Raw genomic sequence first — 21,310 nt, forward strand, 5'->3', positions numbered from 1 at the left:
GTAAAAGTATCAGAAGTATTTCCGCAGTCATCTTTTACTGTCCAAGTGTTAGTATAAGTTCCAGAATTTGCGCATCCTTCAGAAGCTATAAATTGTCCGCTTACTTTAGTGATATTTGAAACATCGGTATCACATAAATCAGAAGCAGTTGGGAATAACGCTTGTGCCGAAGTTAAAGCTTCAGCATTACTGCATTCAATAGTTTGGTTTAAAGAACCAACCTGCGTTGTCCAAGTTGGAGCAGTTATATCTTGTACAATAATAGTTTGACTTACAGGAAGCGAAATATTTCCACAAGAATCAGTTGCTGTCCAAGTTCTGGTTTTTGTATAAGAACCAGTACAATTTCCGGGAACAATAGCATCTTCATAAGTTAAAGAAGCAATAGTTCCAATGTTGTCTGTTGCAGTCGCTTGTGCAAAAACTGGCTCTGCAGGACAATTGATTGTTGAGGTTTCTGGTAAAGGATCAATTATTGGTTTAACCGAATCTCCATCAATAATAGTAACAGATTTTGTAACGGTACACAAATTTGCGTCAGTTACAATAACAGAATAATTGCCTGCTGCTAGCGTAGTAGCGGTAGCCGAAGTTTGCGCAGGATTTGTATTCCATGAATAAGTATATGGACTTGTTCCTCCAGAAGCAAAAACTGTTGCAGATCCTGTATTTCCTCCACCGCAAACAACATCAACTTGTGTCGTTGTGGCGCTAAGAGCTTCTTGAGGCTGAGTAATTGTAACAGTGCAAGTTGTAGTATAACCCAATTTATCAGTAACCGTAACAGTATGTAATCCTGCATTTAAAGAAACTGCTTGAGCTGTCGTTTCATTATTGTCCCATAAATAAGTATAATCACCGTTTCCGCCAATTGCAGTTACAGTGGCTTGACCGTTACTTTCTCCAAAACATTTAACGGCACTATCCTGAGTAATACTGCAAGATAAAACGTTAGGTTCTGTAATTGTTATGCTGCAAGTTGTTGTACAGCCTTTTTCATCAGTTACGGTTACGGTATGTAATCCAGCATTAAGTCCAATAGCTTTTTGTGTAGTTTCATTATTATCCCATAAGTAAGTATAATTTCCGTTTCCACCAATTGGAGTTACAGTAGCCTCTCCGTTGCTTAAACCATTTGCCGTTACGGCTTTATTTTGTGTAATTGAACAAGTTAAAGCTGCACCCGGTTGAGAAATGGTAACCGAATTAGATTGGCTTGAACAATCATCAGTAACGGTCAAAGTATAAGTTCCCGCAGGAAGATTCGGAACAGAAGCGGTATTTCCAACAACAGTATTTGAAGAGTTTGTCCATGAATAGGTTATTCCTCCAACTGCATTGGTAACGGTTCCTGATGTTACTGTCCCAGTACTTTCTCCAAAACAAGAAGCATCAGTTTTAGAAGAAGCAGAAAGTGCTAAAGCTGCACTAGGCTGATTAATGGTAACAGAATTAGATTGAGATGAACAGTTATCAGAAACTGACAAAGTATAAGTTCCTGCCGGAAGATTGGATGTAGAAGCAGTATTTCCAACAACAGAGTTTAAAGAATTTGTCCAAGTATAAGTTACAGTTCCAACGGAATTGGTTATCGTTCCCGCAGTTACTGTTCCAGTACTTGCTCCAAAACAAATTACATCAGTTTTGGAAGAAGCTGCCAAAGCTAAAGCCGCACTAGGCTGATTAATCGTAACCGAATTAGATTGAGAAGAACAATTATCAGTAACAGTCAAAGTATAAGTTCCTGCCGGAAGATTGGATACAGAAGCAGTATTTCCAACAACAGTATTTGAAGAATTTTTCCATGAATAAGTCACCGTTCCCACAGAATTTGTAACCGTTCCCGCAGTTACCGTTCCGGTACTTGCACTATAACAAGTTACATCAGTTTTAGAAGAAGCTGCCAAAGCTAAAGCCGCACTAGGCTGAGTGATAATAACAGAATTAGATTGTGAAGAACAACTGTCAGTAACATTCAAAGTATAAGTTCCCGCTGGAAGATTCGAAACAGAAGCCGTAGTTCCAACAACAGCGTTTGAAGAATTTGTCCATGAATAAGTTACCGTTCCCACAGCATTGGTTACAATTCCAGCTGTCACTGTTCCAGTACTTGCGCTAAAACAAATTACATCAGTTTTAGAAGAAGTTCCTAAGGACAAAGCTGCACTAGGCTGCGTAATTGTAACGGAATTAGATTGAGAAGAACAATTATCAGAAACAGTCAAAGTATAAGTTCCTGCTGGAAGATTGGATACAGAAGCAGTATTTCCAACAACAGCATTTGAAGAATTTATCCAAGTGTAAGTTACAGTTCCAACAGAATTGGTTACTGCACCCGCAGTCACAGTTCCAGTACTCGCGCTATAACAAGTTACATCAGTTTTGGATGAAGCTGCCAAAGCCAAAGCTGCACTCGGCTGTGTAATCGTAACTGAATTAGTTTGTGAAGAACAATTATCAGAAACCGTCAAAGTATAAGTTCCTGCTGGAAGATTGGATACAGAAGCATTATTTCCAACAACAGCGTTTGATGCATTTGTCCATGAATAAGTCACTGTTCCGACAGAATTGGTTACCGCACCCGCAGCCACCGTTCCTGTACTTTCTCCAAAACAAGAAACATCAGTTTTTGAAGAAGCAGAAAGTGTCAAAGGTGCACTAGGCTGATTAATTGTAACCGAATTAGATTGAGATGAACAGTTATCAGAAACTGTCAAAGTATAAGTTCCCGCAGGAAGATTCGAAACAGAAGCGGTATTTCCAACAACAGTATTTGAAGAGTTTGTCCATGAATAAGTTATTGCTCCAACTTCATTGGTAACGGTTCCTGATGTTACTGTCCCGGTATTTTCTCCAAAACAAGAAGCATCTGTTTTAGAAGAAGGAGAAAGTGCTAAAGCTGCAATTGGCTGCGTAATCGTAACAGAATTAGATTGTGAAGAACAGTTATCAGAAACCGTTAAAGTATAAGTTCCCGCAGGAAGATTGGATATAGAAGCTGTATTTCCAACAACAGCATTTGAAGAATTTGTCCATGAATAAGTTACAGTTCCAACGGAATTTGTTACAACGCCCGCAGTCACAGTTCCTGTACTTTCTCCAAAACAAGAAACATCAGTTTTAGAAGAAGCTGCCAAAGCTAAAGCTGCACTAGGCTGTGTAATCGTAACTGAATTAGATTGTGAAGAACAGCTGTCAGTAACAGTCAAAGTATAATTTCCCGCCGGAAGATTCGATACAGAAGCTGTAGTTCCAACAGTCAAATTCGAAGCGTTTTTCCATGAATAAGTTACAGTTCCAACTGAATTGGTTACCGTTCCCGCAGTTACACTTCCAGTGCTTGCTCCGAAACAAATTACGTTGGTTCTGGAAGAAGCTGCCAAAGCTAAAGCTGCACTAGGCTGCGTAATCGTAACTGAATTAGTTTGAGAAGAACAGCTGTCAGTAACCGTCAAAGTATAAGTTCCCGCTGGAAGATTCGATACAGAAGCCGTAGTTCCAACAGTCAAATTTGAAGCATTTTTCCAAGTATAAGTTATCGTTCCAACGGAATTGGTTACCGCTCCCGCCGTTACACTTCCAGTGCTTGCTCCAAAGCAAATTACATCAGTTTTAGAAGAAGCTGCCAAAGCCAAAGCTGCACTTGGCTGTGTAATAGTAACCGAATTAGATTGTGAAGAACAACTGTCAGTAACCGTCAAAGTATAAGTTCCTGCCGGAAGATTTGAAACTGAAGCTGTAGTTCCAACAGTAAAATTTGAAGCGTTTTTCCAAGTATAAGTTACCGTTCCAACAGAATTAGTTACAACACCCGCAGTTACCGTTCCGGTACTTGCACCAAAACAAGTTACATTAGTTCTGGAAGAAGCTGCTAAAGCTAAAGCCGCACTTGGCTGTGTTATTTCAACGGTCAAAATCCCAGTAGCACATCCATTACTATCTGTAGCTGTTACTCTGTAAGTTCCAAAACTTAAATTCGTTAAATCTTTTGTAGTGGCAAAATCGACATTGTTTTTTGTCCATTTATAAGTGTATGGAGCTTGTCCGCCCGTAGGAGTATTTAAAGTAATAGCCCCGTTGTTTCCTCCAAAACAAGTGACATTTGTTTGTGATGCCAGTGTTATAATTGGACAAGGCACATTAGTAGTAGGCGAAGTTATATTTTGAAATGTGGTGACACAGGCAGCATTTTGAAAATCTAGTCTTGATGTACTTACTAATTGATTTCCGCAAGTATTTGGTTTTGGAGTCAACCGGTATTTTAAAGTGATAGTTTCAACATTCAAAAAGTCAATGTTCCAGTTGATTTGCTGTCCCACAATTGTTACTGTACCTTTTGACGGTGTTACCGTTCCAATTATAAAATTACTGTCAACGGTCTCTTTTTCAAAAGCTGTTGAAGGTATTTGTTTAGCAACCCAGGATAATTGAGTAAAAATCTGGCCATAAATTCCAGTTAAGTCAGCTGCATTTTCTGTAAAAAAAGAACCTCCAGACTGAATCTGATTTAAAGCATATTGCGCATTAGTCTGTTCGCTGCCGGAAATAGCACCGAATAAACCAACAGAAAAAATTTGATTATTATAACTCGTACCAGAAACCGTTACCGTTTTTGCAGCCGTAGCCGCAGTTATAGCACTTTGAATACAAGTTCCCTGCTGGCCATCAGAGCAGCTTGAACCATTAGTTCCTGTTGCGTTAGCAACACCATCAGTTAATAAAACAATACTTCTGGCAGTAGCACAGTCATAAGTAGCGCCGTCTAAAACTGTTTTTGCTTTTACAAGGCCATCCTGGATATTGGTGCTTCCATTTGCAGAAAGCCCATTTATAACAGATATTAAATCTGCCTGTCCAGAAGCCAGTGTTAAATTTCTTCGTATTGACGCTGTAGTACTGTAAGTAACAATAGCTACTCTGTTTTTGTTGGTTGTATTATTTGCAGGCAAAAACATTTTGTTGATAAAATCAATAGCAGCATCTTGCGCCCGGGACAATGGTTTAGGATTGTTTCCATCTCCCATACTTCCAGATACGTCAATTACTAAAACAACTTCTAAAGGTCTTGCCACCGGATTTGATCCCTGAATTTTTAATTCTACATCTAATGCCCCGCAGACTCCAGGAGCTACAGTAACAATTTTTGTTGGTGTAATCGTTTGTGAAAAGCCTATTATAGAAAAAAGCAAAAACAACAACAGATAAAATGCTTTGTTAATCTTTTTTGTAAACTTGAAAGAGAGTAAAGTTTTTTTCATTTTATGCAAGTTTAAATTGAAAAACGGCTAAATATTTTTTCAGGATATTTAATTTTCAGAAGGATTGTTTACAATCGTATGTACCACAGTGTTAACTGTGTAGTTAGAACAGTTTGTAGACACAGCATTTATTTGCGTGCAATTCCATTTATTGAATGACGTACCCTGCGGAACTGTCAGATGAATTGAAAAAATTGCAGTTTGATGTGATGGAACTGTAATAGAAGTTATCAGAGATGAATTGTTATCCAAGAAAGTACTATTTAGATTAACATTATCAGATGTACCGGTTCCGTCATTATTTGAGCAGGCAGAATTTACATTAATCGCATTCAAATTATAAACATCTGTCGAATTACCTTCATTTGTTAAAACAAGAGTAAAGTAAGCACCATCTTCGCCAGCATTACTATAGTTTCTGTTTTTCTCAACTTCTAAAGTCGTTTTGCATGCACGCGACTGTGCGAATGAGATGGTAGAGATCAGGAAGAGTGTTAATGAAAAAATGTTTTTTTGAAAGATATTTTTAGACAGTAAAAAAATATACTTACAATTGCTCACAAATTTTACGGCCTTTTTAAGAGTAGATTTACTTTTCATAACTTAAAGAATTTAGTTTGTGATATTCTTGAAATTTTAACATAATCAAAATTATATTAGAGTTTTTCTAATTGATTTTTTTTATCTGTAACTAACCTAAAAACTCGTTTAACTACTCTTTTTTTATTAAAAATTGCCTCAAAAAAAGATTTTTTTGATTAGTTCGGTAAAAATTTATTACTGATTTTTCTTTCTTTTTTATCAAAAACTATGTTACTTGATCGATGTTAAATAGTTAATAATCAATTATTTGGTTAATTTATTGTCAATATCAAAATCTCGACTAAATGCAGTTTTACTAGACGAAGAACATTTTTTTAAGAATAGAAAAATCAAAAAAAGTGGATTGTTAACGTTTTGAGGATTATTTATTCTTGTTAAAATTTCCATTTAATGTTAACAGAAATAAAAAAAAGGGGAGTATTAAAATATCTTTTGTAAATTAGAACTTAAATAAAATCGTAGTCCTTTTTTGCGGTTTTTTAAACCTCCTGTTTATGAAAAATTTAATTTTAATACGTCATGCTAAATCAAGCTGGGAAGCCCCTTTAAAAGATTTTGACAGACCTTTAATGAAGAGAGGGATTTTAGATGCTCATGAAGTTTCGACAAATATTTCAAAATATCTTCCTAAGACTTATATTATATGGAGCAGTACAGCCGCACGTGCTTCAGAAACAGCTTTAATTTTTGCACAAAATATTTCGTATCCCATAGAAAGTATCATTTATAAAGACGATCTGTATACTTTTGATGAGAGACAACTCGAAAAAGTTATCAAATCGTGTGATAATAGTTTAGAAAGCGTTATTCTTTTTGGACATAACGAGGCTATTACAAATTTTGTTAATAAATTTGGGGATGTTTTTATCGATAATGTCCCAACTTCCGGCTTTGTTTCATTGCAATTTGACTCAGAAAGCTGGGATTCAATCAATAAAGGCAAAACCCATAAAACATTATTCCCCAAAGACCTAAAATAAATCAAGTGTACGAACAGAAATATATCGATAGAGAAAAAAGCTGGTTAGCGTTTAATGCAAGAGTACTTCAGGAAGCCGCAGACAATACGGTTCCACTTTTAGACAGATTGCGTTTTGTTGGAATTTTTTCAAACAATTTAGATGAATTTTTTAGAGTTCGATACGCCGCAATTCGAAGATTAAGCCTTTCAGGAATTTCCGGTGAAAAATATTTAGGCGGAGTTTCTGCCCATCAATTAATTAAGGATATTACAGAAATTGTAATTCAGCAGCAATCAGAAAGTTTACGTATTCTAGGGAATATCGAAGCAGAGCTTGAAGCAGAAAACATATTCATTATAAACGAAGATCAGATTACACCAAAACAGGAATGTTTTCTAAAGGACTTTTTCATGCAAAAATTAAGTCCGGAGTTAGTAACCATTATCTTAAATGACCTTGCTGTATTTCCGGTTTTAAAAGATACTTTAGGATATCTGGCCGTTCGTCTGGAATTAAAAAATGATGAGGTTCGTTACGCTTTGATAGAAATTCCTAAAACCATAAACAGGTTTGTCGTACTTCCTTCAGAAGATGATAAACAATACGTAATTCTAATTGATGATGTTATTCGTTATAAACTAAAAAACATCTTTAATATATTCGATTACAAAAGTGTTTCGGCACACATGATCAAGATTACGCGTGATGCACAATTAGATATAGACAGCGATTTGAGCAAAAGTATGCTCGAGAAAATTGCTACATCTGTAAAAGACCGTCGTATAGGAGAACCGGTTCGTTTTATATACGACAGTTTAATTGAAGAGGATACGCTGCGTTTCTTTTTAGATAAAATGAAAATTGTAGAAACAGATAGTATAATTCCCGGAGGAAGATATCACAACCGACGCGATTATATGGATTTTCCAAACTTAGGCCGTTACGATTTACTATATAAACCAAACGAACCTTTACCAGTTCCGGGTTTAAGTCTTGACGGAAGTATTCTGGAAAAAATCAATAAAAAAGATTATCTGATACATACTCCATATCAGTCATTTTCGTATTTGACAAAATTTTTGAGAGAAGCAGCTCTGGATCCAAAAGTAACAAGTATAAAAATTACGTTGTATCGTTTGGCAAAGAACTCACAAATTATCAGTTCGTTGATTAATGCTGCTAAAAATGGAAAAAAAGTAGTCGTTCAAATTGAACTTCAGGCACGTTTTGATGAAGCTTCGAATATTTCCTATGCAGAGCAAATGCAGACAGAAGGGATTGAACTTATTTTTGGAATAAAAGGACTAAAAGTACACAGTAAAATATGTGTAATCGAAAGAACCGAAGACGGAAAAAATCGTCGTTACGGATTTATTTCAACTGGAAACTTTAACGAATCGACCGCTAAAATTTATACCGATGTAACACTTTTTACCTGTCATCAGGGAATTTTAAAAGATGTTTCGAAAATATTCGAATTCTTCGATATCAATTACAGAATTCACAGATACAAGCATTTAATCGTTTCGCCGCATTATACAAGAACAAAATTTATAAAACTGATAGATCGTGAAATCCTTCACGCATTAGCAGGAAGAAAAACATTTATCAAATTAAAAATGAATAGTTTATCTGATTTTAAAATGATCGATAAGCTATACGAAGCAAGTAATGCAGGAGTTAAAATCCAATTGAATGTAAGAGGAATTTGCTGCCTGATTCCGGGAATTCCGGGAATGAGCGAAAACATTGAAGCCATAAGTATTGTAGATAACTATTTAGAACATACGAGAGTATATATTTTTGGAAATGCAGGTCTAAACGAAGTATACATTTCTTCGGCCGATTTTATGACCAGAAACCTTGACGGAAGAGTAGAAGTAACCTGTCCGGTTTACGATCACGAAATCAAAAAAGAATTAATTGACAATTTCAATATTGCCTGGAAAGGAAACGTAAAAGTCAGATACCATTCCTATAAATTAGATAATAAATATAAGCCTAGAAATCATCATGCCCCATTTAGAGCACAATTTGAAACCTATAAATATTATCAAGACAAGATTGCGGTACTAGAAGAGGTTCCTCAAAAAGTAGACTAAATAATTAAATTCAATTACAAAATCATAGAGTGAGCATGATTAATATAAGGAAATTTGCAGCAATAGATATCGGTTCAAACGCCATGAGGCTTCTGATATCGAATGTTGTAGAACAAGATGGAAAAGAACCACAGTTTAATAAAAGTTCGCTTGTTCGTGTGCCAATTCGTTTGGGACAAGACGCCTTTACAGTAGGCGAAATTTCAGAAGAAAATATAGATCGAATGGTGGATGCCATGAAAGCATTTAACCTTTTGATGAAAGTACATAAAGTAGAACGTTATATGGCATTTGCAACCTCTGCAATGCGCGAAGCCTATAATGCAAAAGAAGTGGTGGCTTTAATCAAGAAAAAAGCCGACATTAAAATCGAAATTATTGATGGTAAAAAAGAAGCAGCAATTATTGCTTCTACAGATTTACATCATTTATTAAAAAGAGACGAAACCTATCTTTTTGTTGATGTTGGAGGCGGAAGTACAGAATTTACTTTGTTCTCTGACGGAAAAATGATTACTTCAAGATCATTCAAAGCCGGAACCGTTCGTTTACTGAATAATATGGTTCATGATGTAGTTTGGGATGAAATCGAAAAATGGATCAAAGCCAATACAGCAGATTACGATGAAGTTACCTTGATTGGTTCTGGAGGAAACATCAATAAATTGTTTAAAATGTCTGGAAAACAGCAGGAAAAACCGCTTTCATACATTTACATCAATTCGCAATATGCCTTTTTAAATTCATTGACTTACGAACAAAGAATTGCTGAATTAGGTTTAAACTCTGACCGTGCCGACGTTATTATCCATGCAACGCGTATTTATTTAAATGCGATGAAATGGAGTGGAGCACGTCAGATTTATGTTCCAAAAATTGGACTTTCTGACGGAATCGTAAAAGCAATGTATTACGGTAAAATTTAAGATTTTTAAGCCACGAATTACACGAATTTTCACGAATTATTTTTACACTTTTGAATAAAAAAATTAGTGAAAATTCGTGTAATTAGTGGCAAAACCTCTTCATAAATGAAATCAATTTTTCAGGCCATACAGGATTTCTCCACAGAAGAATTATCACTTTTAGATGATTTAATAACTTTTCGTACACTGAAAAAAGGAGAGCTTTTATTGACAGAAGATCAGATTTGCAATGAAATTGTATTTATAAAGAAAGGAATTTTGCGTTCCTTTTTTTTGAATCATAAAGGCGACGAAATTACCAATTGTTTTGCTTTCGAAAATGAATTCATGGCCTCATTCGCCAGTTTTATAACAGAAGAAAAAGCAGAAGAAAGCATTCAGGCTTTAGCCGAAACAGAACTTCAGATTTTAGATCGTAAAGGTCTTGAGAAACTCTATCAATCAAGCATTAACTGGCAGGAAACAGGAAGAAAATTAACAGAATTAGAGTTTGTAAATCTTCATAAAAGAATGGTTTCTTTTCAAAAATTATCCGGAGCCCAGCGTTATGAAGAATTGTATAAAAATCATCAAAAATACATACAGTTAATTCCGTTACAATATTTAGCATCTTATTTAGGCGTTACCCCAAGACATTTAAGCCGAATCAGAAAAGCAGTTATAAGTCTTTAATTTTAAAGATCTAAAAAGAAAAATTCTAATGTTTTACAGATAAAAAACAGTCATTCAGATTAAAAAAAATCATTAAAATCCTTTTAATCTGTGGCAAAAAAATCAGGACATTTGTCCAGTAAAATAAATAACCCGAATAGTATTTTTGAAAAAACATTAATATGAAAAAAATACTGATTATAAACGGACATCCAAATCCTGACAGCTTTAATTTTGCTATTGCCGATGAATATAAAGAAGGAGCACTTGCTTCTGGAGCAGTTGTAGAAACCATAACAATCGCTTCTCTATATTTCAGCCCAAATCTAAAATTCGGTTACCAAAAACGAACCGAATTAGAACCGGATTTATTAGAATCATGGGAAAAAATCAAAAGAGCCGATCATTTGGTTTGGATACATCCCGTTTGGTGGGGCGGACTTCCGGCAATTACAAAAGGATTTATAGATCGATTATTTTTACCAGGAATGGCATTTCAATATAGAGAAAATTCAGTTTGGTGGGATAAATTGCTAAAAGGCAAAACAGCACATATAATAACTACTTTAGATCAGCCAAGCTGGTATTACAGATTATTTTTTGGAAGACCAAGCGTGAATCAATTAAAGAAATCAACGTTAGAATTCTGCGGTGTAAAACCCGTAAAAGTAAGTTACGTTGGAATCATAAAAGGTTCTCACGATCTCCAAAGAGCAAAATGGCTCGATAAAATCTACGATTTCGGTTTGAAAAATAAATAGTTTTTAGCCACGAATTTCACGAATTTCCACGAATTATTTTTTAGAATTCCAATATAAAGAAATTAGTGAAAATTCGTGTAATTGCTTCGCCTGTTCGCTATCGCTCGAGTCGTGGCTTTAAAAAAAAAACACTAAGAAGGTAATTCCAATCCAAATGTAGAACGCAAAAGTTCAATGTTTGGATTGATTTCATGCAAACGATTGTATCTGTCCTGATCGTTTAAATTTCTTTTAGTTTCAACTTTTTCATTTACTATTACTTCAATAGTAATATCATGATTGTGCAGGTGGCCTCTTAAATGCCCTAAAAGCGCATTCATCTGACTTTCAAATTCCAGTTTAGAACCTTCGTTAGGAAGTTCGTAAGTAATGTTAGTTCCGTTTAAAACAGGATCATTGATTAATAAGATAGACTCCATGATCTTCAAACCTTTCTGACCTAAACGTTCTGCATATTTATTCCATTGCACTAACATTTCTGTTTCAGTAAACTCTTCAGTAGGCAAAACAGATGAAGATGATGGTTTAACGTAAGATTTACTGCTTAATTCTAATTCTTTTTTCTTGCGAATACTCGCCAAAGAAAACGCAGAAACTTTAGGTTCACCGCCTATTTCAACCCTTGGAGTAGGAGTTTCAACTTTTGGAGTTTCTGTAATAGGAGTTTCACTCGCAGTATTTACAGCAGGTTTATCATTGTCATTACTATTTTGATTGACATTGGAATTTCCTTTCGTAGTTGGAATTTGGGATTTTAAATTTGGAACTTCAACAATAGAAAAACTTCCGTTTTTAAAATAAGTAGGCGGAATTATGAATTGCTCAACTTTTTTTTTTCTCCATCAAAGTTGATAGAGGCCAATTGCATCAAACATAATTCGACTAAAAGACGCTGATTTTGACTCAGTTTGTATTTTAAATCGCAGTCGTTTGCAATGTCAATTCCTTTCAGTAAAAAATCCTGAGAACATTTTTGAGACTGAACACCATACATTTGCTGTGCCTGTTCACCAACTTCTAATAAAGCAATTGTAGCAGGAGTTTTGCTCACTAACAAATCTCTAAAATGAGACGCTAATCCGGCAATAAAATGATGTCCGTCAAAACCTTTAGAAAGAATGTCGTTGTATGCAATTAAAAGATCCGGAATTTTATTTTCCAGAATCAAATCTGTAACACTAATATAAGTTTCGTAATCTAAAACGTTTAGATTTTCAGTTACAGCCTGACGCGTTAAGTTAGTTCCGCAATACGAAACCACACGGTCAAAAATAGATAAAGCATCACGCATGGCACCATCAGCCTTTTGAGCAATAATGTGCAAAGCGTCATCTTCAAAATTGATTCCCTGACTTGTGGCAACTTCTGCTAAATGTTCTTTAGCATCTTTTACGGTAATTCTTTTGAAATCAAATATCTGACAACGAGATAAAATCGTAGGAATGATTTTGTGTTTTTCTGTTGTAGCTAAAATAAAAATAGCATGCTTTGGCGGTTCTTCTAATGTTTTAAGAAAAGCATTAAAAGCAGCCGAAGACAACATATGAACCTCGTCAATAATATATACTTTGTATTGTCCGGTTTGAGGCGGGATTCGAACCTGATCAATAAGGTTACGAATATCATCAACCGAGTTGTTTGAAGCAGCATCTAACTCAAAAACGTTAAAAGCAAAATCTTCAGTCGGATCATCATATCCGGGCTGATTTATTTTACGAGCCAGAATACGCGCACAAGTAGTTTTTCCAACTCCACGTGGTCCGGTGAATAAAAGGGCAGAAGCAAGGTGATTGCTGTCAATAGCATTCAACAACGTGTTGGTAATGGCTTTCTGCCCCACAACATCCTTAAAGGTCTGCGGGCGGTATTTACGAGCCGATACTACAAATTGTTCCATATTCTTTTTTATTCGATAGCAAATATAGAGTATAATTTAATGATTTAAAAATTTAAAAATTGAAAGATTTTTAAGTGATTGAATAGAACTATTTTGAGAAAAATATTTATTTCATCTTTAAAAATTTTAATTAAAGTTTCATATCAAAAAAGCATTATTTTAGCCATAACCAAAAACACATTTAAATAAACTAACCACCTTTTGAAATGGAAAAAATAACCTCTAAAATTCTTTCTTTACAGCCTGTAACTTTTATAATGTTATTTATTATTTTGCCTTTTGTTTCGTTAATAGTAACAGGAATAATAACTTTTATAGGCTTTTTTGCCAATTTTGAATTTATCTTTCCATTAGTTTTAATTTCGGTAACTATAGTAGGGATTGTATATTTTATCTGGGTTTGGAGTATTGTATATCATATTGAAGAAAAAGAAGTTTCAGAGAAAAAGTATTTTAATATTTCGTTTTGGGTATTATTTTCTTACGGTTTAATTAGGTTCATATTAGGTTTAGAAATGGACATCACAAAAAATCCAATTTTATTAGAAAACTCAACTTGGGCTATTCTTGAAGCTCTTGGGAGTTTATATACATTGATTGTATTTGCCGGCTACATTTACGTAAGCTATTTTGTTGCTAAAAAAATCACTTTATTGCAAAATGACACTCGCATTCCAGAATTTTTTTATTTCGCGGCAGCTTGGTGCTTTCCTATCGGAATTCCATTTTTGCAAGCCAAGTTGCTAAAGAAAAAGACCATTTTTGATATTATTTCTAAATAATATAAGGAAAGAAATATATTAAAATCATTTCAGATCAAATAATAATGAAAAAACATACTCAACATTTTGAAAATATGCAGATGATGTGCCGCTATTTTGAGTCAAACTCAAAATTAAATAAATTCTATTTACCAGAATTCACAATATCTAAGAAGATAAATGATATAATTGAAAATGAAGAAAACAGTTTTAACGGCATAATGAAAATATTAGAATTATTAGCTGAAATTGACAATTTAGAACATCCAAATGATGTACACTGGTTCGATTATAAATTACATGTCTTGAGCGTATTAAGACAAAACGGATTTAGTGAAAATGAATAAGGAGTTCTAAAATAAAACTTAAACAAACCTATATGAAACAATACACTCTGGAATTCAATACACTAAACTTAAAAGTAAAAAAATCGCCTTTTATAATTCGATTGATCATGTTTCTTTTAACTTTTCTGTTTTTTGCTGTCCCCGTATTAGGCGTTATTTTAAGTATTGCAAGTGGAAGCGGATTACATATAGGTTATTTTATTGCGATTGGTGTATTTGGACTTTTTGGGTTTTATCTTCTGAGAGTTTCATTGTGGAATACATACGGAGAAGAAATTATAGACTTTTTACCCAATAAAATTATTTATGAAGCCAATTACGGCTGGTTTAAAGATGCTAAAAAAGAAATAGAATCAATACTTCCTCAATATTCGTTTAAGTCAGTTGGTTATGAAGAAGATAACGAAGCTGTTTTAGTTATAACTTGTGAAAACGCAGAAATAGAAACTGCTGTAAAAATGCCAATGGCTCAAGTTGAAGAATTGATTTTGATTTTAAAAAACAGTAAAATTTCAGTTAGAGTTGAAACTGTAATTATATAATTTCAAAATTAAGCCATGAAATCTTTTAGCATTTCAAAATCAATTATTTTTCTGCTGATATTATTCAGTTTTGTAAAATCAATATCTCAAACCATGACTGCTAATCAAACTAATTTCTTGAAAATTACAAATCAGTTTTCGGTAGAAGATTTTGAAAAAGTCAAAGAATTTATTTTAGAAAAAGGAAACAGAAAAACCTATCGAAACTTCGATAATAATAATCCATTTTATGATTTCGGAAAATTTCAAGGTTATTTAGGAGCCGACATTGGACAACAAAATATTTGCAATGACCCTAAAATATCTGATTTTAATGAATTGACCTTAAAAGATAATGATCACTATTATAAAATTCTGATTGTTAGAAAGGGAGATATTCTAGCTTCTAAAAAAGGAATTCAAAACGGAATGCTGGAAAATGAAATATATCTTGTGGATGTTTACCAGACAGGGTTCAGTAAAATTCCAGATCTTTTTTTAGATTATTTAAAAACTCTTAAAAAGATAAATTAATTACTTTTTACTGGAAAAGATATAAAATCAACAAGAACATCCTATAATGTTTTGGTAGTTAATCTGTTTAATTTTAAATAGTTAATTATTAAAATGTAGTGTTATGAAAATTCAGTCAATTTTATTGGGAATGGGATTTGCATTTTCTTTATTTGCTTGTACTCCAAAAGATGCAGATATCGAAAAACAAATCAATGAAAAATTAAGCGATACACCAGGAATACATGTCACAGTGCACGAAGGTGTTGCAACTATAGTTGGGACTTGTGATGATGAAGCTTTCAAGAAAAATATTGAGAAATCTGTTAAATCAGTTCAAGGAGTAAAAACAGTAGTAAACAATTGTCAGATTCCTGAACCAAATGTAGAGCCTGCTGCGGCAGCGGTTATAATTAATTCAGATGCAGATTTAGATGCCTCAGTTGCTAAAGTAGTAAAAGCTTATGATGGAGTAAGTGCAACTGTAGTAGGCGGGGTAGTAACGCTTTCGGGAGAAATTAAAAGAGATCAGCTGCAATCTTTAATTCAAAGAGTCCAGGAATTAAAGCCTAAAAAAGTTGATAACAAATTAACTATTAAATAAGCAGTTATGAGTTTACAAGATAAATACAGAGAAGTAACTGATCTAGCAAGCGAATTACAAATAGATAATTTGCAAGTTAGAGAACAGGATAATGTTTTATATATTGACGGAACAGCAAAATCTGCAGCAGACAAAGAAAAACTTTGGAACGCTTATAATAAAATTGATCCGGATTATAGATCAGCAGATGTTGTGATGAATATTGAAGTCGAAGAAAGTGTTTCTAGAGAATATACTGTTGAAGTAGGAGATTCTCTTTCGAAGATTGGAAAAGCTTACGGAGTTTCATGGCAGGATATATATGAAGCCAATAAAGATATAATTACAAACCCCGACTTAATTCAGCCCGGCTGGAAATTAAAAATACCAACAGTATAATTTTACTGTTTTGAAAAGCCTGTCTTAATTGATGGGCTTTTTTTTTGTTAGTCATTGCGAAGAACGAATCAATTTCAGGAAGAAATTCTCCACATTTTATGTCATTTCGACGAAAGGAGACCCGAGCGATAGCGAATAGACGAAGTAAATCGCACTAGAAATTCCGAGCAGTTGATCTTCAATCTTCGTCGAAATGACAAAACTGGATGTAATCATAATTACCTTCCCCTAATACTTAAATCAAATAAAAATTTGGCAGTTTCCTGATCTGAATCGGCGGAAAAACCTGCTACATAAACGCCCTTTTTACCATTAACGGACTTAATTCCGTATACAACTGCCTCATCGCCAGGGTCAGATTCCCCTTCGTATCGATACACATGAACAATTTCAAATTTCTCAGGATTCTTTTTAATCGCGTCTGCATTTCGATTAAAATCACAAGTAAATCCTTTCTCATTCAATTGATCTAAAGCCTTTGAAACAGTTGCGTAGTGATACATTCTTTTCATAATAGACTTAATTTAAAATTACGGAATTTTAAAGATAACTATTTTAAAATTAAAATTTTACGAAAAAAGAGTGAAAATGATTTTAGTAAATCAATGCGCTCAAAAAATGTATTAATTGCAATATCGAATAGCTCTCTCGCTATTAATAATTATGCTGTTTATTTTACCAAATGTAAAACTGATAGGTACAGCTCTTACTGCAATAATTGATTTCGAACTTTCGCCAACATTAAAATTATGCAAGTCACTTGTTAATCTTACATACACCATACCGTTATCGACAATTTCTTTTCTTGAAAAACGTGAATGTTTTTCTCTCGAATAGTATTCCTCACAATCTAAAGTTTTCAGACTGTTATAATCGTAAACAGGTAAATTCAAATAATAATTGAGTGAATATCCATCAGATTTTACAAAACTGAAAAGAATCCTGTGCTTTTTGCTATCAAACGTTCCTTTTGTTAAACCAAAAAAATCATCAACTTTTTCATCTGGAATATTCGGATAGATATTTACAACTGCTTCAGTATCTAGTAAATAATTTTCATGATAAAATTTATAAACATGTCGGGATATAAAAAGTAGACCTAAAATTATTAAAATAGTGGATAAAAATTTTTTCAACTTGGTTAGAGGTTTTAAAAGGTTAAGTTTTTGAAAGTAAGTATAAGTAACTTTTTCAAAAAACTAAAATACTATAATTTTCGAATTCTTCATTCATAAAGTGTTACTTTTGCAGCGCAGACCGCCTTATCGCCGTTCCAATTAGGGAGGGAGGAAAGTCCGGACACCACAGAGAAGCATAGCGGGTAACGCCCGTCGGTTCTCTCGTTTTTTGGAACGAGAGGATTAGGACAAGTGCAGCAGAAAGTATGTACAGGTAATGCTGTAGTGAAACCAGGTAAACTCTATGCGGTGAAATACCAAGTATATCAGCATTTAAGGGCTTCTCGTCCGTTGTTGAAGGGTAGGTAGCTTGAGTTCCGCAGTAATGCGGAATCTAGATAAATGATAAGGCCTTGATTTATCAGGGACAGAATCCGGCTTATAGGTCTGCTTTTTTTATATATTTGTGAAAGACTCTAATCTATCTTCATGAATATAACCACCCCAAATCCTGCTTCAAAAGCTAACAAAAGTCTTTTTAAAACTATAGTCACCAATCTGACATTTTGGGTTTTAATAGCCATTATTGCAGGCGTTTTACTCGGACATTTTTCACCGGATAATGGTGTGAAAATGAAAATTGTAGGCGAAAGGTTTGTCGACATTATCAAACTATTTATTGGTCCAATTATATTTTTGACAATTGTTTTAGGAATTTCCGGAATGGGAAACCTAAAAAAAGTCGGCCGAATTGGAGTTAAAGCTTTAGGATATTTTGAAGTAGTTTCGACTGTTGCATTAGCAATTGGCGTTGCAGTTGCTTATTTATTTCAACCCGGAAAAATTGATAAATCGGGATTGACTTTGGGCGATGCAAGCCAATATACAAAATCAAGTGCAAAGGATTTTTCGTGGCTTCAGTTTTTCTTTTCCAATTTTACTTTGCAGGTTTTACTCGCAGCAATTGTCTGCGGAATCGCCTTGAATTTTTATCAAAAAAGAGAGCAGACCATTTTAGTATTAGAACGAATTTCAAAAGTCGTTTTCCTCGGCTTAAAATACGTAATGTACCTCGCTCCAATTGGTGCTTTTGGCGGAATGGCCTATACAATTGGAAAATTTGGATTAGCAACTTTAATTCCGCTGGGAAAATTAATGCTTTGTGTTTATCTCACCATGGCGTTGTTTGTTTTTCTAATTTTAGGAACCATTCTGCGCTATTATAAAATAAGTATACTTTCGATTTTAAAATACATTAAAGAAGAACTTTTACTGGTTTTAGGAACTTCATCTTCAGAAGCTGCTCTGCCAAGTATTATGGTTAAACTCGAAAGAATGGGCTGTAGTAAATCGGTTGTGGGATTGGTGATTCCAACAGGATATTCCTTTAATCTCGACGGAACTTCGATTTACTTGTCGATGTCGGTAATATTTTTGGCGCAGTTGTATGATGTGCATTTGAGTTTCTTCGAAATTTTGACCGTTATTGGTATTTTGATGATTACGTCAAAAGGTGCAGCAGGCGTAACCGGAAGCGGATTTATTGTTTTAGCGTCAACTTTAACAGCGCTGCATAAAATTCCTGTAGAAGGTTTGGCTTTTTTATTAGGAGTTGATAAATTTATGAGCGAAGCGAGAGCTATTACAAACTTGATTGGAAATACAGTCGCAACGATTATAATTTCGAAAACAGAACACGATTTTACAGAACTTGATTTGAATCCTGTTTTAGAGGAATAATTTGTTTAGCCGCTAAGACACAAAGGCACTAAGTTTTTGTTTTTCTTTTTGGCTTAAAATTGTTCGCAAAGCGGCGAAGTCACAAAGTTTTTTAAAGCTTAGTGAATTTCTTTGCGTCTCAGGCGACTTTGCGAGATTAAAATAACTTTGTGACTTAGTGCCTTTGTGGCATTAATTTATGGCATTAAATAGATTTATTATGAAAAGAATTGGAATTTTAGGACTTGGGGGCGTTGGAGGTTATTTCGGCGGACTTTTGGCGAAAGCCTATCAAAAATCTGATGATGTTGAAATCATTTTTATCGCACGCGGCGAAACTCAAAAAGCGATTGCCGAAAACGGATTAAAGATTGTAACTGATGATTCTGAAATGATTGTTCATCCGAATTTGGTTTCGAATGATCCGTCAGAAATTGGTGTTTTGGATTATTTAATCTGTGCAACAAAAACGTATGATATTGAAGAAAGTTTCACCTCGTTAAAAAGCTGCATTAAAAAAGAAACCTTAATTCTTCCGTTATACAATGGCGTTGACGCGCAGGAAAGAATTAAAAAAATACTACCCGATAATGAAGTTTTACAAGGCTGCGTTTACATTGTTTCGATGATTTTTTCACCTGGAACTATCCGTAGAATCGGATTTTATGAAAAGCTGTTTTTTGGATCTAAAACAGCTTCGTTTTCAAAAATGGAAGAATTACAAAACATCCTTCAAAAAGCAAAAGTCGAAAGTTATTTAGTGGAGAATATAGAGGAAACTGTTTGGGAAAAATTCATTTTTATTTCAGCTTTAGCATCTGCAACTTCTTATTTAAACCAAAATATTGGTGAAATTTTAAGCAATTCAGAATCGAAAGTAACGTACATAGAACTGCTTCATGAAATTGAAGATGTGGCGCAGGCAAAAGGTTTAAAATTACCGCATGATATTGTAGCACAGAGCATTCAGAAATTAGAAAAATCGCCAAAAGAAGCGACTTCGTCTATGCACAGGGATTTACTGGCAGGAAAAAATACCGAAGCACTGTCACTCACACAATTTGTGGTAAATGAAGGAAAAAAATACGGTGTAAAAACGCCGCTTTATGAAAAGATTGCCGCTGTTTTGGTAAAATAGATTTCTTTTAAACACATAGAAATAAAGTTTAATTAAAACTAAAGAGAACGATGTTTCTATGTGTTTAAAAAAAATATTACGCTTCGTCCTTTGTAGTACGAACTAAACTAATTCCTGACATAAAGAAAACAATTCCTAATATGCCATAAATAATTAATGATTTAACATCTCTGGTTTCTCCAGAAGTACCTGCAAAAATAACGGCAGTATAAATAAGTCCTACAATTCCGAGGATTGTCAACAACCCTCCGAAAAATCTTTTTAGGTTCATGATTTTAGATTTTAAGTTCCTAACAAATGTATCATCATAACTATTAATTGTTGTTATACAATTGTTTAAGAAACTTATATGATTTGCAGGATTACTTTAGAATCTTAAACTCTAAACCAATATTCCGAACACTTTCGATCCTTATGTTTGGATCTGAATTAAAATATTTTCTAAGCCTGCTGATAAAAACATCCATGCTTCGGCCAGAGAAATAATCATCTTTTTTCCAAACAGACATTAAAATTTCATCTCTCTTTAATAACTGATTATGGTTGAGATATAAATATTCAATAAGAGCGGCTTCTTTCTCTGTGAGTTGCTGCACGTGATTTTTATTATTGAGTGTTAAACGTTCATTGTCAAAAACATACGAACCAATTTCAATACTATTATTTCCGTCCAAACTTCTCTTTTGTTCGATTCTCTTTAATATATTCTGCAAGCGCAATACCAGTTCATCGACTTCAAAAGGTTTCACAATATAATCGTCTGCACCAAGTTTTAATCCAATGATTTTGTCTTCTTTTAACTTTCTTGCTGTTAAAAAAATAAAGGGAGTTTCGGGATTGATTGTAATTATTTTTTCTGCCAATGAAAATCCGTCTAATTTGGGCATCATTACATCAAAAACACAAATATCAAAAATCTGGTTTTTAAAATAATCTAAAGCTATTTCGCCATTTTCTGCCCAGATTACTTCAAATTGATGAAGTTCTAAATATTGTTTTAAAATTGCTGCAAAATCGTGATCGTCTTCAGCTAAAAGTAATTTTTTCAAAA

General features: G+C 34.0%; 22 protein-coding genes and 1 other RNA gene. 15 read left to right on the plus strand and 8 right to left on the minus strand.

Going from position 1 to position 21,310, the window contains the following annotated elements; genetic code table 11:
* The coding region (locus APR43_RS05425; RefSeq protein ID WP_123959118.1) for a VWA domain-containing protein at positions 1-5,258 on the minus strand (5,258 nt) is incomplete at its 3' end.
* Between the two features lie 48 nt (positions 5,259-5,306).
* On the minus strand, positions 5,307-5,858 hold the full coding sequence (locus APR43_RS05430; RefSeq protein ID WP_053470647.1) for a hypothetical protein: 552 nt from the start codon (positions 5,856-5,858) through the stop codon (positions 5,307-5,309).
* 497 nt (positions 5,859-6,355) lie between these two features.
* Here APR43_RS05430 and APR43_RS05435 point away from each other — a divergent pair, with 497 nt between their 5' ends.
* The 5 genes from APR43_RS05435 to APR43_RS05455 all read left to right on the plus strand — a co-directional run bounded on the left by APR43_RS05435 (position 6,356) and on the right by APR43_RS05455 (position 11,263).
* Entirely contained in the window at positions 6,356-6,841 is a 486-nt protein-coding gene (locus tag APR43_RS05435) for a SixA phosphatase family protein (protein ID WP_053470648.1), read from the plus strand.
* A gap of 5 nt (positions 6,842-6,846) precedes the next feature.
* Positions 6,847-8,925 carry a polyphosphate kinase 1 gene (gene ppk1 / locus APR43_RS05440; protein WP_053470649.1) on the plus strand — a complete coding sequence of 693 codons (2,079 nt, stop codon included), beginning with the start codon at positions 6,847-6,849 and terminating at the stop codon, positions 8,923-8,925.
* Positions 8,926-8,960: 35 nt separating this feature from the next.
* Positions 8,961-9,851, plus strand: a complete 891-nt coding sequence (locus tag APR43_RS05445; protein WP_053470650.1) for a Ppx/GppA phosphatase family protein — start codon at positions 8,961-8,963, stop codon at positions 9,849-9,851.
* Between the two features lie 105 nt (positions 9,852-9,956).
* Positions 9,957-10,523, plus strand: a complete 567-nt coding sequence (locus tag APR43_RS05450; protein ID WP_053470651.1) for a Crp/Fnr family transcriptional regulator — start codon at positions 9,957-9,959, stop codon at positions 10,521-10,523.
* 161 nt (positions 10,524-10,684) lie between these two features.
* Positions 10,685-11,263, plus strand: a complete 579-nt coding sequence (locus tag APR43_RS05455; RefSeq protein ID WP_053470652.1) for an NAD(P)H-dependent oxidoreductase — start codon at positions 10,685-10,687, stop codon at positions 11,261-11,263.
* 131 nt (positions 11,264-11,394) lie between these two features.
* Here APR43_RS05455 and APR43_RS05460 read toward each other — a convergent pair whose 3' ends face one another.
* The gene (locus APR43_RS05460; RefSeq protein WP_053470653.1) at positions 11,395-11,844 is read right to left on the minus strand and encodes a hypothetical protein; all 450 of its coding nucleotides are present in this window, start codon (positions 11,842-11,844) and stop codon (positions 11,395-11,397) included.
* On the opposite strand from APR43_RS05460, the gene APR43_RS24415 reads away from it, so the two are divergent.
* Positions 11,828-11,977 carry a hypothetical protein gene (locus APR43_RS24415; RefSeq protein ID WP_165590672.1) on the plus strand — a complete coding sequence of 50 codons (150 nt, stop codon included), beginning with the start codon at positions 11,828-11,830 and terminating at the stop codon, positions 11,975-11,977. The genes APR43_RS05460 and APR43_RS24415 overlap by 17 nt on opposite strands.
* Positions 11,978-12,074: 97 nt before the next feature.
* On the opposite strand, the gene dnaX is transcribed toward APR43_RS24415, so the two are convergent.
* The gene (gene dnaX, locus APR43_RS05465; RefSeq protein ID WP_053470654.1) at positions 12,075-13,160 is read right to left on the minus strand and encodes a DNA polymerase III subunit gamma/tau; all 1,086 of its coding nucleotides are present in this window, start codon (positions 13,158-13,160) and stop codon (positions 12,075-12,077) included.
* 206 nt (positions 13,161-13,366) lie between these two features.
* Here dnaX and APR43_RS05470 point away from each other — a divergent pair, with 206 nt between their 5' ends.
* From APR43_RS05470 to APR43_RS05495, 6 genes are all read left to right on the plus strand, one after another.
* Positions 13,367-13,942: a hypothetical protein gene (locus APR43_RS05470; RefSeq protein WP_053470655.1), complete on the plus strand. Its 576-nt coding sequence runs from the start codon at positions 13,367-13,369 to the stop codon at positions 13,940-13,942.
* A 44-nt stretch (positions 13,943-13,986) separates the two neighbouring features.
* The gene (locus APR43_RS05475) at positions 13,987-14,268 is read left to right on the plus strand and encodes a hypothetical protein (protein ID WP_123924592.1); all 282 of its coding nucleotides are present in this window, start codon (positions 13,987-13,989) and stop codon (positions 14,266-14,268) included.
* 32 nt (positions 14,269-14,300) lie between these two features.
* Positions 14,301-14,810: a hypothetical protein gene (locus APR43_RS05480; protein ID WP_088636391.1), complete on the plus strand. Its 510-nt coding sequence runs from the start codon at positions 14,301-14,303 to the stop codon at positions 14,808-14,810.
* 15 nt (positions 14,811-14,825) lie between these two features.
* Positions 14,826-15,323: a hypothetical protein gene (locus tag APR43_RS05485; RefSeq protein ID WP_123924593.1), complete on the plus strand. Its 498-nt coding sequence runs from the start codon at positions 14,826-14,828 to the stop codon at positions 15,321-15,323.
* Between the two features lie 103 nt (positions 15,324-15,426).
* The gene (locus tag APR43_RS05490) at positions 15,427-15,906 is read left to right on the plus strand and encodes a BON domain-containing protein (protein WP_053470659.1); all 480 of its coding nucleotides are present in this window, start codon (positions 15,427-15,429) and stop codon (positions 15,904-15,906) included.
* A gap of 6 nt (positions 15,907-15,912) precedes the next feature.
* Positions 15,913-16,284 (plus strand): LysM peptidoglycan-binding domain-containing protein, encoded by a 372-nt coding sequence (locus tag APR43_RS05495; protein WP_053470660.1) that lies wholly within the window; start codon positions 15,913-15,915, stop codon positions 16,282-16,284.
* A gap of 218 nt (positions 16,285-16,502) precedes the next feature.
* Here APR43_RS05495 and APR43_RS05500 read toward each other — a convergent pair whose 3' ends face one another.
* Together APR43_RS05500 and APR43_RS05505 are read right to left on the minus strand one after the other, a co-directional pair.
* Positions 16,503-16,796: a hypothetical protein gene (locus tag APR43_RS05500; RefSeq protein ID WP_053470661.1), complete on the minus strand. Its 294-nt coding sequence runs from the start codon at positions 16,794-16,796 to the stop codon at positions 16,503-16,505.
* Positions 16,797-16,907: 111 nt separating this feature from the next.
* Positions 16,908-17,420: a hypothetical protein gene (locus APR43_RS05505; protein WP_053470662.1), complete on the minus strand. Its 513-nt coding sequence runs from the start codon at positions 17,418-17,420 to the stop codon at positions 16,908-16,910.
* 113 nt (positions 17,421-17,533) lie between these two features.
* Between APR43_RS05505 and rnpB the strand changes: the two genes are divergently transcribed.
* The 3 genes from rnpB (at position 17,534) to APR43_RS05520 (ending at position 20,259) form a co-directional block, all read left to right on the plus strand.
* Positions 17,534-17,860, plus strand: an RNA gene (rnpB, locus tag APR43_RS05510) — RNase P RNA component class A.
* Positions 17,861-17,891: 31 nt separating this feature from the next.
* Positions 17,892-19,142: a cation:dicarboxylate symporter family transporter gene (locus tag APR43_RS05515; RefSeq protein ID WP_053470663.1), complete on the plus strand. Its 1,251-nt coding sequence runs from the start codon at positions 17,892-17,894 to the stop codon at positions 19,140-19,142.
* A gap of 199 nt (positions 19,143-19,341) precedes the next feature.
* Positions 19,342-20,259 carry a ketopantoate reductase family protein gene (locus APR43_RS05520; protein WP_053470929.1) on the plus strand — a complete coding sequence of 306 codons (918 nt, stop codon included), beginning with the start codon at positions 19,342-19,344 and terminating at the stop codon, positions 20,257-20,259.
* 76 nt (positions 20,260-20,335) lie between these two features.
* On the opposite strand, the gene APR43_RS05525 is transcribed toward APR43_RS05520, so the two are convergent.
* Complete coding sequence (locus tag APR43_RS05525; RefSeq protein ID WP_053470664.1) at positions 20,336-20,530, minus strand: hypothetical protein; 195 nt, start codon at positions 20,528-20,530, stop codon at positions 20,336-20,338.
* 91 nt (positions 20,531-20,621) lie between these two features.
* The gene (locus APR43_RS05530; protein ID WP_053470665.1) at positions 20,622-21,308 is read right to left on the minus strand and encodes a response regulator transcription factor; all 687 of its coding nucleotides are present in this window, start codon (positions 21,306-21,308) and stop codon (positions 20,622-20,624) included.
* Positions 21,309-21,310: the final 2 nt, after the last annotated feature.

It is taken from the genome of Flavobacterium sp. NLM (assembly GCF_002210235.1).
GTDB classification, from domain to species: Bacteria; Bacteroidota; Bacteroidia; order Flavobacteriales; family Flavobacteriaceae; genus Flavobacterium; species Flavobacterium panici.